Origin of the sequence: Pseudomonas sp. B14(2017) (assembly GCF_002113255.1) — a bacterium.
GTDB classification, from domain to species: Bacteria; Pseudomonadota; Gammaproteobacteria; order Pseudomonadales; family Pseudomonadaceae; genus Aquipseudomonas; species Aquipseudomonas putida_Z.
Genome location: NZ_NEJY01000011.1, coordinates 133225 through 148986, shown reverse-complemented (window position 1 = coordinate 148986; position 15762 = coordinate 133225). Strand labels below are relative to the sequence as shown.

9 protein-coding genes are annotated in these 15762 nt (G+C 63.7%); 6 read left to right on the top strand and 3 right to left on the bottom strand.

The features are described 5' to 3' along the window. Positions 1-14 precede the first annotated feature (14 nt). The 5 genes from CAG34_RS13495 to CAG34_RS13475 all read left to right on the top strand — a co-directional run bounded on the left by CAG34_RS13495 (position 15) and on the right by CAG34_RS13475 (position 7504). The gene (locus CAG34_RS13495) at positions 15-299 is read left to right on the top strand and encodes a DUF2934 domain-containing protein (RefSeq protein WP_085590524.1); all 285 of its coding nucleotides are present in this window, start codon (positions 15-17) and stop codon (positions 297-299) included. A 153-nt stretch (positions 300-452) separates the two neighbouring features. Then, on the top strand, positions 453-2606 hold the full coding sequence (glgX, locus tag CAG34_RS13490; protein ID WP_025339814.1) for a glycogen debranching protein GlgX: 2154 nt from the start codon (positions 453-455) through the stop codon (positions 2604-2606). Positions 2607-2789: 183 nt separating this feature from the next. Beyond that, positions 2790-3599 carry an endonuclease/exonuclease/phosphatase family protein gene (locus CAG34_RS13485; protein ID WP_025339815.1) on the top strand — a complete coding sequence of 270 codons (810 nt, stop codon included), beginning with the start codon at positions 2790-2792 and terminating at the stop codon, positions 3597-3599. A 300-nt stretch (positions 3600-3899) separates the two neighbouring features. Continuing rightward, positions 3900-4976 carry an autotransporter outer membrane beta-barrel domain-containing protein gene (locus tag CAG34_RS13480; protein ID WP_085590522.1) on the top strand — a complete coding sequence of 359 codons (1077 nt, stop codon included), beginning with the start codon at positions 3900-3902 and terminating at the stop codon, positions 4974-4976. A 227-nt stretch (positions 4977-5203) separates the two neighbouring features. Then, positions 5204-7504, top strand: a complete 2301-nt coding sequence (locus CAG34_RS13475; RefSeq protein ID WP_158091097.1) for a M60 family metallopeptidase — start codon at positions 5204-5206, stop codon at positions 7502-7504. Between the two features lie 59 nt (positions 7505-7563). Here the strand turns inward: CAG34_RS13475 and glgB are convergent, their stop codons facing one another. The 3 genes from glgB to CAG34_RS13460 form a co-directional block, all read right to left on the bottom strand. Continuing rightward, positions 7564-9774, bottom strand: a complete 2211-nt coding sequence (gene glgB, locus CAG34_RS13470) for a 1,4-alpha-glucan branching protein GlgB (protein ID WP_085590518.1) — start codon at positions 9772-9774, stop codon at positions 7564-7566. Continuing rightward, a complete protein-coding gene (gene treS / locus CAG34_RS13465) occupies positions 9775-13092 on the bottom strand; it encodes a maltose alpha-D-glucosyltransferase (protein ID WP_085590516.1) in 3318 nt (1105 codons plus the stop codon). Positions 13093-13304: 212 nt separating this feature from the next. Beyond that, the gene (locus CAG34_RS13460) at positions 13305-15323 is read right to left on the bottom strand and encodes an alpha-1,4-glucan--maltose-1-phosphate maltosyltransferase (RefSeq protein ID WP_085590514.1); all 2019 of its coding nucleotides are present in this window, start codon (positions 15321-15323) and stop codon (positions 13305-13307) included. A gap of 140 nt (positions 15324-15463) precedes the next feature. Between CAG34_RS13460 and CAG34_RS29005 the strand changes: the two genes are divergently transcribed. Next, positions 15464-15625, top strand: a complete 162-nt coding sequence (locus CAG34_RS29005) for a hypothetical protein (protein ID WP_003251307.1) — start codon at positions 15464-15466, stop codon at positions 15623-15625. Positions 15626-15762 lie beyond the last annotated feature (137 nt).

Sequence of the window (15762 nt, the reverse complement as noted above, 5' to 3'; positions counted from 1 at the left end):
GCATCAGGAGCGTCATGATGAGTGTTGATGAAAAACGTATCCGCGAATTTGCCTACCAGATCTGGGAATCCGAGGGTAAGCCCGCCGGCCAGGAGGACCGCCATTGGGACATGGCGCGCAAGCTGGCCGAAGCCGAGGCGCTGGCACCCAAGGCGGCGCCGCGCAAGCGGGCGCCGGCCAAGCCCAAGGTAGCGGCTGAACCGAAGGCGCCTGCCGAGCCCAAAGTGGCTGCCCTGCCGGGGGTTAAACCGGCTATGGCGAAAAAGACCCGGGCGGTGAAAAAGCCTTCTGCCGGTTAAGCCTGTCCTGGCCCTATCGCCGGCAAGCCAGCTCCCACAAGTACAGCGCCGGTTTTGAGACCTGTGGAGACCTTGTGGAAGCTGGCTTGCCGGCAGTAGGGCCAGGACAGGACTACACAACCCCCCCTTCACCACGGCCACTAGAGGACCGCCATGAGCCCCCGCACCCCGAAGAAAACCCGCTCGGTCGCCCCGTCGCGTATCCGCGAAGGCCTGCCCTTCCCCCTCGGCGCCACCTGGGATGGCCTTGGGGTCAACTTTGCCCTGTTCTCGGCCAACGCCACCAAGGTCGAGCTGTGCCTGTTCGACTCCACCGGCGAGCACGAAATCGAACGCATCGAGCTACCCGAATACACCGACGAGATCTACCACGGCTACCTGCCCGACGCGCACCCAGGGCTGGTCTACGGCTACCGCGTGCACGGCCCGTACGAGCCGGAGAACGGCCACCGCTTCAACCCCAACAAACTGCTGATCGACCCGTATGCCAAGCAACTGGTCGGCAGCCTGCAATGGTCCGAAGCACTGTTCGGCTACACCATCGGCCACCCCGACGGCGACCTGTCGTTCGACGAGCGCGACAGCGCGCCGTTCGTGCCCAAGTGCAAGGTGATCGACCCTGCCTTCACCTGGGGCCGCGACCAGCGCGTGCTGATCCCCTGGGAGCGCACGATCATCTACGAGGCCCACACCCGTGGCATCAGCATGCGCCACCCGGCGGTACCGGAAGAACTGCGCGGCACCTTCGCCGGCCTGGCCAATGACGAGTTGCTCAAACACATCAAGGAGCTGGGCGTTTCCAGCATCGAGCTGCTGCCGATTCACGCCTTCGTCAACGACCAGCACCTGCTGGACAAGGGCCTGAACAACTACTGGGGCTACAACAGCATCGCCTTCTTCGCCCCACACCCGCGCTACCTGGCCAGCGGCAAGATCGCCGAATTCAAGGAAATGGTCGCGCACCTGCACGACGCCGGGCTGGAGGTGATCCTCGACGTGGTCTACAACCACACCGCCGAAGGCAACGAGCGCGGCCCGACGCTGTCGATGCGCGGTATCGACAACGCCTCCTACTATCGCCTGATGCCGGACGACAAGCGTTACTACATCAACGATTCCGGCACCGGCAACACCCTGGACCTGAGCCACCCCTGCGTGCTGCAGCTGGTCACCGACTCGCTGCGCTACTGGGCCGGCGAAATGCACGTGGACGGCTTCCGCTTCGACCTGGCGACCATCCTTGGCCGCTACCACGACGGCTACAGCGAACGCCACGGTTTCCTCGTCGCCTGCCGCCAGGACCCGATGCTGAGCCAGGTGAAGCTGATTGCCGAGCCCTGGGACTGCGGCCCGGGCGGCTACCAGGTGGGCAACTTCGCCCCGGGCTGGGCAGAGTGGAACGACCGCTTCCGCGACACCGTGCGCGCCTTCTGGAAAGGCGACGAAGGCCAACTGGCCGACTTTGCCTCCCGCATGACCGCCTCGGGGGACATGTTCAACAACCGTGGCCGGCGCCCCTATGCCTCGGTCAACTTCGTCACCGCCCACGACGGTTTCACCTTGCGCGACCTGGTGTCGTACAACCACAAGCACAACGAAGACAACGACGAGAACAACCAGGACGGCACCGATAACAACCTGTCGTGGAACTGCGGTGTCGAGGGGCCAACCGACGACCCGGCCGTGAATGCCCTGCGCATGCGCCAGATGCGCAACTATTTCGCAACCCTGCTGCTGGCCCAGGGCACGCCGATGATCGTCGCTGGTGACGAGTTCAGCCGCACCCAGCACGGCAACAACAATGCCTATTGCCAGGACAGCGAGATCGGCTGGGTGAACTGGGACCTGGACCAAGAGGGCAAAGAGCTGCTGGCTTTCGTCAAGCGCCTGACCCGCCTGCGCCTGGCCTACCCGGTACTGCGCCGCTCGCGCTTCCTGGTTGGCGACTACAATGAGGCGATCGGCGTCAAGGATGTGACCTGGCTGGCACCGGATGGCAACGAGATGAGCGTGGAGCAATGGGAAGACCCGCACGGGCGTTGCCTGGGCATGCTGATCGATGGCCGTGCCCAGGTCAGCGGCATTGCCAGGCCAGGCGCCGAGGCCACCGTGTTGCTGATCGTCAATGCCCACCACGACATCGTACCGTTCGAGTTGCCGACCGTGCCCGAGGGGGATTACTGGAGCTGCCTGGTCGATACCGACCGGCCAGAGCTGCGCAAGGGGCAGCATCTGCAGTTCGACAGCACCTTTGAGGTGAAGGGGCGATCGTTGCTGCTGATGGTGTTGCAGCGTGATGAGGAGTGAACCCCGGGGGACCATCGTCGGTCCCATTGTGTATCGGTTGCCTGTACTGGCCTCATCGCCGGCAAGCCAGCTCCCACAGGTAATCCGCTGGCCGACGGGCCTGTGCGTTACCTGTGGGAGCCGGCTTGCCGGCGATAGGGCCGGGACATACAACACCCATGCACCCGCCATTGAGGAGTAACCGTGAACCCCGAAGCCGGCAGTAAAGGTTTCGCCAGTGTCAACCAGGCCCCGGCCGTGAAGCGGCTGCAGGTACTGACGGTGAATACCCACAAGGGCTTCACCGCCTTCAACCGGCGCTTCATCCTGCCGGAACTGCGCGAGGCGGTGCGCAGCACCCAGGCCGACATCGTCTTCCTCCAGGAAGTGCTCGGCAGCCACGACCGCCACGCCGCGCGCTACCCCGGCTGGCCGCAGACTTCTCAGTACGAGTTCCTCGCCGACAGCATGTGGAGCGACTTCGCCTACGGCCGCAACGCGGTCTACCCCGACGGCCATCACGGCAATGCGCTGCTGTCCAAATACCCGATCATCGAACATCGCAACCTCGACGTGTCGATCACCGGCCCCGAACGACGTGGCCTGCTGCACTGCATCCTCGACGTGCCCGGCCAACACCAGGTGCATGCCATCTGCGTGCACCTGTCGTTACTGGAAAGCCATCGCCAGAAACAACTGCAACTGCTGCGCAAGCTGCTCGAGTCCTTGCCCGCCGAGGCCCCGGTGATCATCGCCGGCGATTTCAACGACTGGAAATCCCACGGCAACCGCACCCTGGGCCTGCAGCGTGACCTGCACGAGGCCTTCGAGCGCCACCATGGGCACCTGGCCCGCACCTATCCTGCGCGGCTGCCGCTGTTGCGCCTGGACCGTGTCTACCTGCGCAACGCCGAAAGCCATGGGCCGCGGATTCTGGGGCACAAACCTTGGTCGCACCTGTCGGACCACCTGCCGTTGTCGGTCGAAGTCAGGCTTAGCAATCATTCTTCATAGCCACGCCACGACAAATAGCGAACCCCGCTATACCTCGCAGATTTATCAAAAGATTCAACACGTTGAACAAAACCACGGATCCTGAACACTTCCTTCACACTTTCTTGACGCAAGCGGCGGCCTCTCCTTAGCTGAACATATCAAGCAGTAAAGATCTCGCGCCGGGCCTCTAGCTCGCGCCTTCGTGCGCGCTGGCGAAAGCCTGGCGTGCTGGTTTGGGTCGCCCACTGTTTTTGCCGTACAGCTCGTGACAACAGGCCAGGTCCTAGGGCTGTAACACAAAAACAAAGGAGATCCGCCATGAAAAGCACCTCGAACCTCTTGCGCTTCGACAGCATTTTCTACGCGGTTTCCACGTCGCTGCTTCTGGCAACCCCGGTGGAAACTATCGCGTATGAACTGCAGGACGACCCGGCCTCGCCCGGTTTCCTGCACCAACCGGCAGTACCACAGCTGTCGCTCGACCCGGTCAGCGCCAGTGGCTTGAGTATCGGTACCTTGAATGCGTTCTCGCAGAAGATGAGCGAACGCCATGGGCAGGCTGCACCGGACCTGGTCGCCAGCCAGTGGGCGCAGTTCTTCCCCACCACCGCGCGCGGTGGCGCGCAGCCCCCGGAACAGCTGGAGGCACCCAGCCAGCAACTGACGATCGGCCCGGACCTGTTCGTGCGTGAAACTGCAGCGGGCAATGTGCACCGCGCGGGGATCTTCGTGGGGCAAAACAACCTGCAGACCAGCTTCAACGGCATGCGCCGGCTGTTGGGCGACAAGCAACGCAACGCCGTGAACCTCAGCGGTGAAAGCCTGGGGGTTTACTGGAGCATGACCCATGAACAGGGCTGGCACCTGGATGCCGTGGCCATGGGTTCGCGCATCGACGTCAATGGCCGTGGCGAGAACGGCCAGCGACTGGATGACAGCGGCCACGCGATGACCTTCTCGCTGGAAGGCGGCATCCCCATCGGCCTGGGTGGCGGCTGGGTGATCGAGCCGCAGGCGCAGTTGATCAACCAGCAGTTCTTCCCCGGCAGCCGGGCGCAGGAAGAGACCTTGCAGGCCTTCGACAGCCAGCCGAGCTGGAGCGGCCGGGTCGGCGCCAGGCTGTCCGGGCGTTATGAAGTACGCGGCATGCCGATCGAACCCTATGTGCGGACCAACGTGTGGTATGACTTCAGCAATGCCGATGAGGTGAAACTGGACCAGGTCGACAAGATCTCCAGCTCGCGCTACTCGACCACGGTGGAACTGGGGTTGGGGCTGGTGGCGCGGGTGACGCCTTCGGTGGCGCTGTTTGTCAGTGCCGACTACAGCAGTGATGTGGACGACAATGATCTGAACGGGTTGATTGGCAGCCTAGGGGTGCGGATGCGGTGGTAGGCGGCGCGGTCGAACGCAGCAGTTTGCCCACTCGGAAGATGACTACCTGATATTTCTGCCAGTTGTGTCGTTTTTGCTGCAACCCCAGGATTCGGATAAAGGCTCGCGCAGACCGCTCAAACAGTAGCGGGCCATTTCGATGACAGGGGAACAGTATGTCCAGCACATCGGCCTTGGTAGGTACTCGGCGATACAGATCCCAAGGAGTATCTTTACTCGCTGCAGGCATGGCATTGCTGTGCCTGCAGCCGCTTTCCGCCAGCGATGTTTACGCCGAAGCGGCGCCGAGGAGCGAGCCCTTCATCAAGAACAAATACCTGGTAGATGAGGGCAACCCAGCCAGCTGCCTGCGCGCGAAACGTGAAGGTAATGAACTTGAAATGGGCAATTGCACGATCAACGACTCGTTCGCCAGCTGGTCTGCGCGCGAGCAGGACGGACGTATTCTGCTGGTGAACGGTCACAAGGCATCCGACGGGACCGAGCGGTGCCTGATCAACGTGGGTTGGCAAGCGCGAACAGGGGCCTGCGATACCTCCAGGGATGAATCACTCTGGATCCTCAGAGACGGCTCTTCAGGCCATGTACGCCTGCAAAACAGCTACCCCACCGAGGAGCGTTGCCTGGACTATCAGGGCAGCAAGGTCGTGCTAGCAATCTGCGCCCCGACAGCGGCGCGGACGGCCCTGTGGTCACCGGCGGTATTACCGCGCAATCCTTCTTACACCCAGACAATGCCCGAAAGGTATCCACAACCCCGCAACTTTACTGTTTCGGCACTGCCGACGGACACCTCCGAGCGTAACCGTCTGAAACAGAACATGCTCTGGGCTGACTGGCAGCCCACAGGGTTCTACGTTACCCCCTTCACTGACCTGACCATCAATGTAAGCGGGTCGACAGCAAGCGCGAAAACAGAGTTGATGGTCGGTACCACATCACTGGTCCATCCGTGGAAGACCGAGCAAAATGAGCCCATACCGTCGCGCTATACGTTGAAAGAAGGGGCCAATGACCTGTTTTCGGTGCGCGGCGGGTTGATTTGGGTGCGCCACGTTACCGATTCGATCGACCAGAAGGCTCCAGACATCCAGGTCAGGCTTGGCGCGGCAGCGCAACCGATACCCTATTTCATCGCCAACTCGACCCAGCAAGCTGACTGGCAGTTCATGCTTGCCAACTCGGCCATCCCCTATGCCTTGCTGTCGAGCCAGCACGTTCTGGTCGTGGGTTCGCTGCAAAGTGCCAGGCAGGCCAACCCGGACGGGCAAGTGCTGCTGGATATCTATGAGCAAGGTATCAGAAAAGGCCAGGATGCTATCTCTGGGCTGGATAGCGTGCATCCTCGCAACAGACCCAGCCCACTAAGACCCATGGTCGTTGAATCGCGTTCGGGGATCAATCCTTCCGCCAGCGACTATCGGGCCATGCTGCCCTTTCCCGACTCGGGAATGTTCACCCCGGCGACTGTCAGAAGCAGTTGGGGAATTTGGCATGAACTAGGCCACCAACGCCAATCACCGATCTGGACATGGAGTGGGTCCAGCCTCGGCGAGGTCACGGTCAACGTGTATACCCTGGCTACTTTGCGCAACAATGGCTGGACGTCGCCTGAACAACCGGGCCCTGGCCATTGGGACAAGGCGCTTGTGCACCTGGCGGCGCCTGATGCAGACCGCGATTTCGATAACCGCAGCAAGACTGAAAACGCAGTCATGCTCGTCATGTTCGAGCAACTGCGCAATATCGACGGCCTGGGCGACCAGTTCTACCACCGGCTCGAACAGAGCGTCCGTGCGCAAGCCGACCCCGGAACCGAAGCTGGCCGGAAGAAACTGTTCCAGGTCGAAGCGAGCAAAGCGTCAGGGTACGACCTGACGGACTATTTCAAGAGGTGGGGCCTGCGCCCGGACGCCGACACTCTTGCAGCCATTGCTGCGCTCAACCTGCCAAAGCCCGGCAGGGATCTCACCACCATACCTGTCTTTGGCGGCAACAATGACGACAAGCTCCTGGACCTCTGGGGTTTCTGGCTACCTTCGCGCGACCTGCTCGTCGATGGCCACGCCAGCCCGCAAGGGAAACATATTCAGGTTCTGGACCGGCCCGGAAACCTCCCCTTGATTGCCACGGTCGACCAGCACCTGCAGTTCGTCAACGACCATTTGACAGCTGACTATCTGGAGGACGGCGAGCATCTGCTCAAGGCCCGGATCGAAGGCAAGCCCGATACCCTCAAGACGTTCCAGGTGGTCGAATACCCAACGGTGACGGAGCTTGTCGCGCAGCGGCAAGCGAACGGCAAGATCCGTCTGAGCGGGCAGGCTACCCCGCCAGGCGCCAAGATCGAGGTGTTCGCCGCCGGTGGTTCGTGGCCAGGAGTCGCGCATGTCGGTGGTGATGGCAAGTTCGAGAATGATCACCTTGAAGACCACCACATGTCCGATGGACGAGAAACCTTCGAGGCGCGGATGGAATACAAAGGACGGTCGTTCAAGGAACGATTCACAACCAAACTGCGTGAGTGAACCCCAGCGCCATCGCACCCGGCAGGAGGCTGTTGCTCCTGCCGGGCGACGCCACAACCTCAGGCCGGTTTCAACACCAGCACACCCAGCGGCGGCAGGTTCAGGGCCAGTGACTGCGGCTGCCCATGGCTGGCTATCTGGTCACTCTCCACCACCCCCAGGTTGCCGACATTGGACCCCGCATACAGCTCTGCGTCACTGTTCAACAGCTCCTGCCAGCGCTCGCCAAACGGCACGCCAATGCGATACCCCTCGCGCGGCACCGGGGTGAAGTTGGCCACCACCAGCACCGGCTCGCCACTGCTGCTCCAGCGCAGCCAGGCATACACGCTGTTCTGCGCATCGTCACCTATCAGCCACTGGAACCCCTGTGGCTGGCAATCCTGCTCGTGCAACGCCGGCACCTCGCGGTACAGGCGGTTGAGGTCGCCGACCAGGCGCTGTACGCCCTGGTGCTCAGGGTACTGCAGCAGGTACCAGTCCAGCTCGCCATCGTGGTCCCACTCGCGCCACTGGCCGAACTCGCAACCCATGAACAGCAGCTTCTTGCCCGGATGCGCCCACATGAAGGTGAGGTAGGCACGCAGGTTGGCGAACTTCTGCCAGCGGTCGCCGGGCATCTTGTCGATCAGCGAATGCTTGCCGTGCACCACTTCGTCGTGGGAGATGGGCAGAATGAAGTGCTCGGAATAGGCATAGATCAACCCGAAGCTCATCTCGTTGTGATGGTAAGTGCGGTGCACCGGGTCGTTCTGGATGTAATGCAAGGTGTCGTGCATCCAGCCCATGTTCCATTTGTAGGCAAAGCCCAGGCCGCCCTGCTGGGTCGGCTGGCTGACGCCGGGCCAGGCGGTGGACTCCTCGGCGATGATCAGCGCGCCCGGGGCCTCGTGGGCCGCCACGCCGTTGAGGTGGCGGATGAAGTCGATGGCTTCCAGGTTCTCGCGCCCGCCGTGGCGGTTGGGCACCCATTCGCCGGCCTTGCGCGAATAGTCGCGGTACAGCATCGAGGCCACTGCATCGACACGCAGGCCATCGATGTGGAAGTGCTTCAGCCAGTGCAGCGCCGAGGCCATCATGAAGCCGCGCACTTCGTTGCGGCCAAGGTTGTAGATCAGCGTGTTCCAGTCCTGGTGGTAGCCCTCCAGGGGGTTGTCGTATTCGTATAGGGCGGTGCCGTCGAAACGCGCCAGGCCGTGTTCGTCGGTGGGAAAATGCGCCGGCACCCAGTCGAGCAGCACGCCAATGCCGCCCTGGTGGCAGGCGTCAACGAAGGCGGCGAAGTCCTCGGCGCTGCCGTAGCGCGAGGTGGGCGCGAACAGCGACAGTGGCTGGTAGCCCCAGGAGCCGCCGAACGGGTGCTCCATGATCGGCAGCAGTTCGATATGGGTGAAGCCCAGCTCCTGAACGTACGGTACCAGGCGCTCGGCCAGCTCGCGCCAGTTGTAATAGCGCCCCACCTCGCCCGCCTCGTCCAGCTCGCAGCGCCACGACCCCGGGTGCAGCTCGTAGATCGACAGCGGCGCGCTGTAGGCATGGTGCTGCGCGCGTTGCACCATCCAGTCGTGGTCCTGCCAGTCGTGGCTGAGCGCCCCCGCTACCTTGGAGGCGGTGCTCGGCGGCAGTTCGGTGGCACGCGCCAACGGGTCGGCCTTCAGAGGCAGTATGCCGTCCTTGCCCAGCACCTCGAACTTGTAGGTTTCGCCCACGCCCAGGCGCGGCACGAACAGCTCCCACACCCCGGCGCTGTGGCGCAGGCGCATGGGGTGGCGGCGGCCATCCCAGTTGTTGAAGTCACCCACCACCGACACCCGCCGCGCGTTCGGCGCCCACACCGAGAAACACACGCCGTCGACCCCATCGACCTGGATAGGCTGGGCGCCGAAGCGCCCGGACAGGTCGCGGTGGTTGCCTTCGGCGAACAGGTACAAGTCCATGTCGCCCAGTTGTGGGCCGAAGCTGTAGGGGTCTTCGGTAATCTGCTCGCCACCGGCCCAGCCGATCTGCAGCAGGTACGGGTGTGCCTCATCGAGGTGCGCGGTGAACAGCCCCGGTAGGCTGCCCTGCTCCATTTCGGCGAGGATGCGCCCGTCATGCCGGGCCAGGATGCGCACATTCAGGGCAGTGGGCAGGAAGGCGCGGACCACCTGCCCGCCCGCGCCATCGCCATGGGGGCCGAGTACCGCAAATGGATCGGCGTGCTCGGCGCGGGCCAGGGCGTCGAGGTCCCGTTGCCGAAGGCCGCCGTTTTCACGCGTGGTTGCATTCATCTATGACTCTCCCCAGGTACTGATCAGTCCATGCAGGCCATGCAAAGGCACGGCCAGCCAGCTCGGACGGTTCTCGGCTTCGTATGTGATTTCGTAGGCAGCTTTTTCCAGGCAGAACAGCTCCAGTGCGGCGCGCTCGCCCTCGGCCTGTTGCCAGGCGTGAGGCATGGCCGCGGTGGCCAGGCCATAGGCTTCGACAAAGGCATGCCGCGATTGGTGCAGGTACTGCCTGGCAACCCGTTGCCGGGCTAGGCGCGCCGGGTCGGAAAGGTCGACCGCAGACGCGCTGCGCAAGATCATGGCAGCAGCATAGTCGAAGGATCGCAGCACGCCGCTGACATCCTTGTACGGGCTGTGTTTTGCCCGACGCTCTTGCAGCGGCCGGGCCGGTTCACCTTCGAAATCGATGAGGTAGGCGTCGCCCTGCACCACCAGCACCTGGCCCAGGTGCAGGTCGCCGTGCACGCGCATCAGCAGGCCGCCCTGGGCCTGGCGGGTCAGGTTGGCGATGTGCTGGGCCAGGCCGTCGCGCTGTTGCTGCAAGTCGTCGACCAGCGCCTGGCTTTCGCTGTCGAGGCTGTCGCGGTGCTGGGCCAGCAGGTCGAGGGCATGGGTGAGTTCGGCGCTGATCTGCGCACTCCAGCGTTCGCTGTCGTCGGCATCGCTTGGGCGCGGCTGAAAGGCCTCGTCATTGGTCGGTGCGGCCAGCAGCAGGTGCATCTCGCCCAGGCGCTGGCCGAGCAAGGCAGCAAAGCCGGTGAGTTCGGCCAGTGCATCGGTGTGCGCATCGGCGTCGAGGCTGGAAGGCTCCATCTGGTCGCGGATGGCCCGTTCCAGGGTGTTCTGGGTCCAGGCCCAGGCGTCACCCTGGTTGCTCAGGTAGCCCTGGGCGATCATCAGCAGGTGTGGCGCGCCCTGCTCATCCACCCGGCTAACCCAGGCCAGCAACGGCGAAATATTGGCAAAGCCTGCGGCGGTCAGGTAGGCACTCATTTCCAGCTCGGGGTGCACACCCGGGTTGACCCGGCGAATCAGCTTGAGCACCACCTGGTCGCCGATCACCACCGAGCTGTTGGACTGCTCGGCGCTGAGGTAGCGCACGCTGCTTTCGTCGTTCAACGCCAGGCCCGCCAACTGCTGCGTGCTTTCGAAGCGCAGCTCGCCCTCGCCGTTGCCACAAGGCAGATGCATGCCGCCCTCACAGGCACGCAGCACCGCGCGGATGAATGGCTCGAGGACGAAGGCATCGGTAATCAGCCCAACCTGATGGGCACGGCGCACCCGTGACAGGGCCAGCTGTTGTGGCAGCGCGCTGTTGATCTGCTCTTCGGGCAGCAGGCCGAACGGCAGTTGGTAGCGGTTGGCCACACCGTCGCTGAGCACTTCGATTTCACTAAGCAGCACCGGTGTGGTGGCGGTGCCGAAACGCACGCCGTAGCACAGGCGCACCTGGTCGATCGGCCCTTCCTTGCCGGCGAACCAGCGCCGCTTGGGCAGGTACTGCGGCAGGATGGCGCTTTGCAGGGTATCGCTGGAGGGGGCCTCCAGCAGTTCTTCCAGGCGTTTGCGCAATACCAGTGTGGTCAATTCGGGTAACCCCTCGGTGGCCTGGATGTGCCAGCTGGGCATGCGATCGTGGCTGGCCAGCAGGAACCAGTAGAAGGCGTAGGGTGGCAAGGTCAGCAGGAACGGCAGTTGCCCGATTGGCGGGAAAGCGCTGCCGCCGAGCATCTCCACCGGTACTTTGTCGGCGTATTGTGACAATTCCAGTTCAGCCGCCTGGGCGGCGCGGGAAACGTTGGCCACGCACAGGATGACTTCGGTGTTGCCATCGGCGTCGGTGTACTCGCGCAAGTAGGCGAGGATGCGCCGGTTGTTCGGCGTGAGGGTGCGCAGGCTGCCGCGGCCGAAGGCCTTCTGCTGCTTGCGCACCGCCAGCATGCGCCGGGTCCAGTTCAGCAGCGAGTGCGGGTCGTTGGCCTGGGCTTCGACGTTGACGGTCTGGTAGCCGTACAGCGGGTCCATGATCGGCGGCAGCACCAGGCGCTGTGGGTCGGCGCGGGAGAAACCGCCGTTGCGGTCCGGCGACCATTGCATGGGCGTGCGCACACCGTCGCGGTCGCCCAGGTAGATGTTGTCGCCCATGCCCAGTTCGTCGCCGTAGTACAGGGTGGGCGTGCCGGGCATCGACAGCAGCAGGCTGGTGAGCAGTTCGATGCGCCGCCGGTCACGCTGCAGCAACGGCGCCAGGCGGCGGCGGATGCCCAGGTTGATGCGGGCGCGGCGGTCTTCGGCGTAGTAGTTCCACAGGTAGTCGCGCTCGCGGTCGGTGACCATTTCCAGGGTCAGCTCATCGTGGTTGCGCAGGAAGATCGCCCATTGGCAGTTGGCGGGGATTTCCGGGGTCTGGCGCAGGATGTCGGTGATCGGGAAGCGGTCTTCCATGGCCAGGGCCATGTACATGCGCGGCATCAACGGGAAGTGGAAGGCCATGTGGCATTCGTCGCCCTCGCCTTCGCCGAAGTAAGGGCGGGTGTCCTCGGGCCATTGGTTGGCCTCGGCCAGCAGCATGCGGTCGGGGTAGTTGGCGTCGATTTCGGCGCGGATCGCCTTGAGCACGTCGTGGGTTTCGGCAAGGTTCTCGTTGTTGGTGCCGTCGCGCTCGATCAGGTAGGGGATGGCGTCCAGGCGCAGGCCATCGACACCCAGGTCCAGCCAGAAGCGCATCACCCCGATCACTGCCTTGAGCACTTGCGGGTTGTCGAAGTTGAGGTCGGGCTGGTGCGAGTAGAAGCGGTGCCAGAAGTACTGGCCGGCGACCGGGTCCCAGGTCCAGTTGGACTTCTCGGTGTCGAGGAAGATGATGCGCGTGCCGTCGTACTTCTGGTCGTCATCCGACCACACGTAGAAGTCCCGTGCCTTGCTGCCGCGCTTGGCATGGCGGGCGCGCTGGAACCAGGGGTGCTGGTCGCTGGTGTGGTTGATGACCAGCTCGGTGATTACCCGCAGGCCGCGTTTGTGCGCCTCGGCGATGAAGCGGCGGGCATCGGCCAGGTTGCCGTAGTCGGGGTGCACGGCCTTGTATTCGGCGATGTCGTAGCCGTCGTCGCGGCGTGGCGAGGGATAGAACGGCAGCAGCCACAGGGTGTTGACGCCCAGCTCGGCAATGTAGTCGAGCTTGCTGATCAGGCCGGCGAAATCGCCGATGCCGTCGTTGTTCGAATCGAAGAACGACTTGATGTGCAGCTGGTAGATGACGGCGTCCTTGTACCACAGCGGGTCGTCGATGAAGGCTGCCGGGCGGGAACGCTTGGCCATGTGCGACTCCTTTCATTGCTGGGGAACCGTGTCGCCTGGTTTTGGGCTGCTGTGCAGCCCATCGCCGGCAAGCCAGCTCCCACAGGTTTCATACAGGTATCACAGGCAGCACCAGGCCTGTAATTGGTATGCAAAACTCACAACAGACGCCAGCCCCTGTGGGAGCTGGCTTGCCGGCGATGGGCCGCAAAGCGGCCCCATGATTCAATGCCCTATCGGGCTCTTTCGATACGCCAGATACCGAATGGCTGGTGCCAAGGCTCGATGCGCATGAACTGGGTCTTGCCTTGCCAGGTCCAGCGATGGCCGTTCATCAGGTCTTCACCCCGGGTTTCGGCGTTGTCATCCAGCCCCAGCTCCCACAGCGGCAGCTCGAAATGCGCCTCCTGGGCGTTGTGCGGGTCGAGGCTGATTGCCACCAGGATGTAGTTGTCGCGCTCGGGCGTGCGCTTGGCGAAGTACAGGATGTTGTCGTTCCAGCAGTTGAAGAACGCCACGCCCAGGTGGGTTTGCAAGGCGCGGTTCTGCCGGCGGATACGGTTGAGCTGGGCGATCTCGGCAATGATGTTGCCGGGTTGGCTGAAATCGCGTGGGCGAATTTCGTACTTCTCCGAATCCAGGTACTCCTCCTTGCCCGGCAGCGGTGTGCCTTCGCACAGTTCGAAGCCCGAGTACATGCCCCACAGCCCGGAACCCATGGTGGCCAGCGCCGCGCGGATGAGGAAGCCGGCACGGCCGGAGGTGTGCAGGAAGTACGGGTTGATGTCGGGCGTGTTGACGAAGAAGTTGGGCCGGTAGCACTGGCTCCATGGCGGCTGGTTGAGCTGTTCGAAGTACTCGCGCAGTTCCTGTTTGTGGTTGCGCCAGGTGAAGTAGGTATAGCTCTGCGCGTACCCGACCTTGCCCAGGCGGGCCATCATCGCCGGCTTGGTGAAGGCTTCGGCGAGGAAGATGACCTCGGGGTGCCGGCTGCGCACATTGGCGATCAGCCATTGCCAGAACGGCAGTGGCTTGGTGTGCGGGTTGTCGACGCGGAAGGTTTTCACCCCCTCCTCGACCCAGCCGACCACCACGTCGCGCAGGGCCAGCCACAGCGACGGCACGGCCTCGGGTGCATAAAAATCGACGTTGACGATGTCCTGGTACTTCTTCGGTGGGTTCTCGGCATAGCGGATGGTGCCGTCCGGTCGCCAGCTGAACCAGCCGGGGTGCTGCTTGAGCCAGGGGTGGTCCTGGGAGCACTGGATGGCGAAGTCGAGGGCGATTTCCAGGCCATGCTCGGCCGCCGCGGCCACCAGGCGGCGGAAGTCGTCGCGGCTGCCCAACTGCGGGTGAATTGCCTCGTGGCCGCCTTCCGCGCTGCCGATGGCATACGGGCTGCCCGGGTCGCCGGGCTCTGCCGTGAGGGCGTTGTTGCGGCCCTTGCGGTGCTGCATGCCGATCGGATGGATGGGCGGGAAGTACAGCACGTCGAAGCCCATGTCGCGGATCATCGGCAGGCGCTCGTGCACATCGTTGAACGTGCCGTGGCGCTCGGGGCTGTCGGTGATCGAGCGCGGGAACAGCTCGTACCAGCTGGCGAACTGCGCGGCCGGGCGGTCGACATCGACGGGGAATTCACGGCTGCGGGCCAGGTAGCTGCGGTGTTCGGCATCGCTCATCAGGCGGGCGGTGGCGGGGTCGAGAAAAAGCGCTACCTGGTCGTCGGCATTCAGCGTGGGCAGGCGCTGCTGCAAGGCCTGGAGCTCCTCGCGCAGGGCACCGTTGCACAGCTCGATGCCCTTGCCCAGCATCAATCGGCCTTCCTCCAGCTCCAGCCGAACCTCGACACCGGCGTGGTACTTCTTCTCCAGGTCGTGGCAATAGGTAGCGAACGGGTCGATCCAGGCCTCGATGCTGAACAGGTGCGGGCCCAGTTCGGTGGGGGTGAACTCGGCCAGCCACAGGTCGTTGCCCGGCGAGTGCATGGGTATGCAATGCCAGCGCCGGCTGTGGGCCTGGCGCCAGTTGAGCATCACCGCCAGGCGGTCGTGGCCGTCGCTGTAGACCTTGCTGCTGACTGCCACCGGTTGGCCGCTGATGGCCTTGGCGGCGAAGGTGCCGGCTTCGAGCACGGGTTGGGTGTCTTCGATCACGATGCGCGGCGCCAGCAGCGCCTGGGACAGGCTGATGGCCTGGTCCGGGTGATCGTTGGCCATGGGCACGCTTTCGAAGGGCTCGTTTCGTGACATCGGACCTTGCTCCCTCAGGCTGGTGGCGGTAAGGGTTCAGAGCCGGGCACAGGCGTGGGGTTCAAAAAAATTGAGCGAACGGCAGCTGCCAGGGGTCGAAGCCTGCAGCACCTCTTCAATTACCCAAGCGAGGTCAGGCCATGAACATTCCCATTCCACCGGAGACTCCCGATCCCAACATCGACGACCCGAGCCTGCCGCCGCCCGTGCCGGAGGAAGACCCGGACGAGCTGCCGATCAAGCCGACCGTACCGCCGACGGTGGGCGACCCGCCGAGCCAAGAGCCACCGGTGAAGGCTTAAGGGTAGACCAGGATCGACATAGGCAGGACCGGCCCTTTCGCGGGTGAACCCGCTCCCACAGGGACCGCGCCGACCTCGAACGCGGCGCTGTGCCTGTGGGAGCGGGTTCACCCGCGAAAGGGCCGGCAGCATCAATA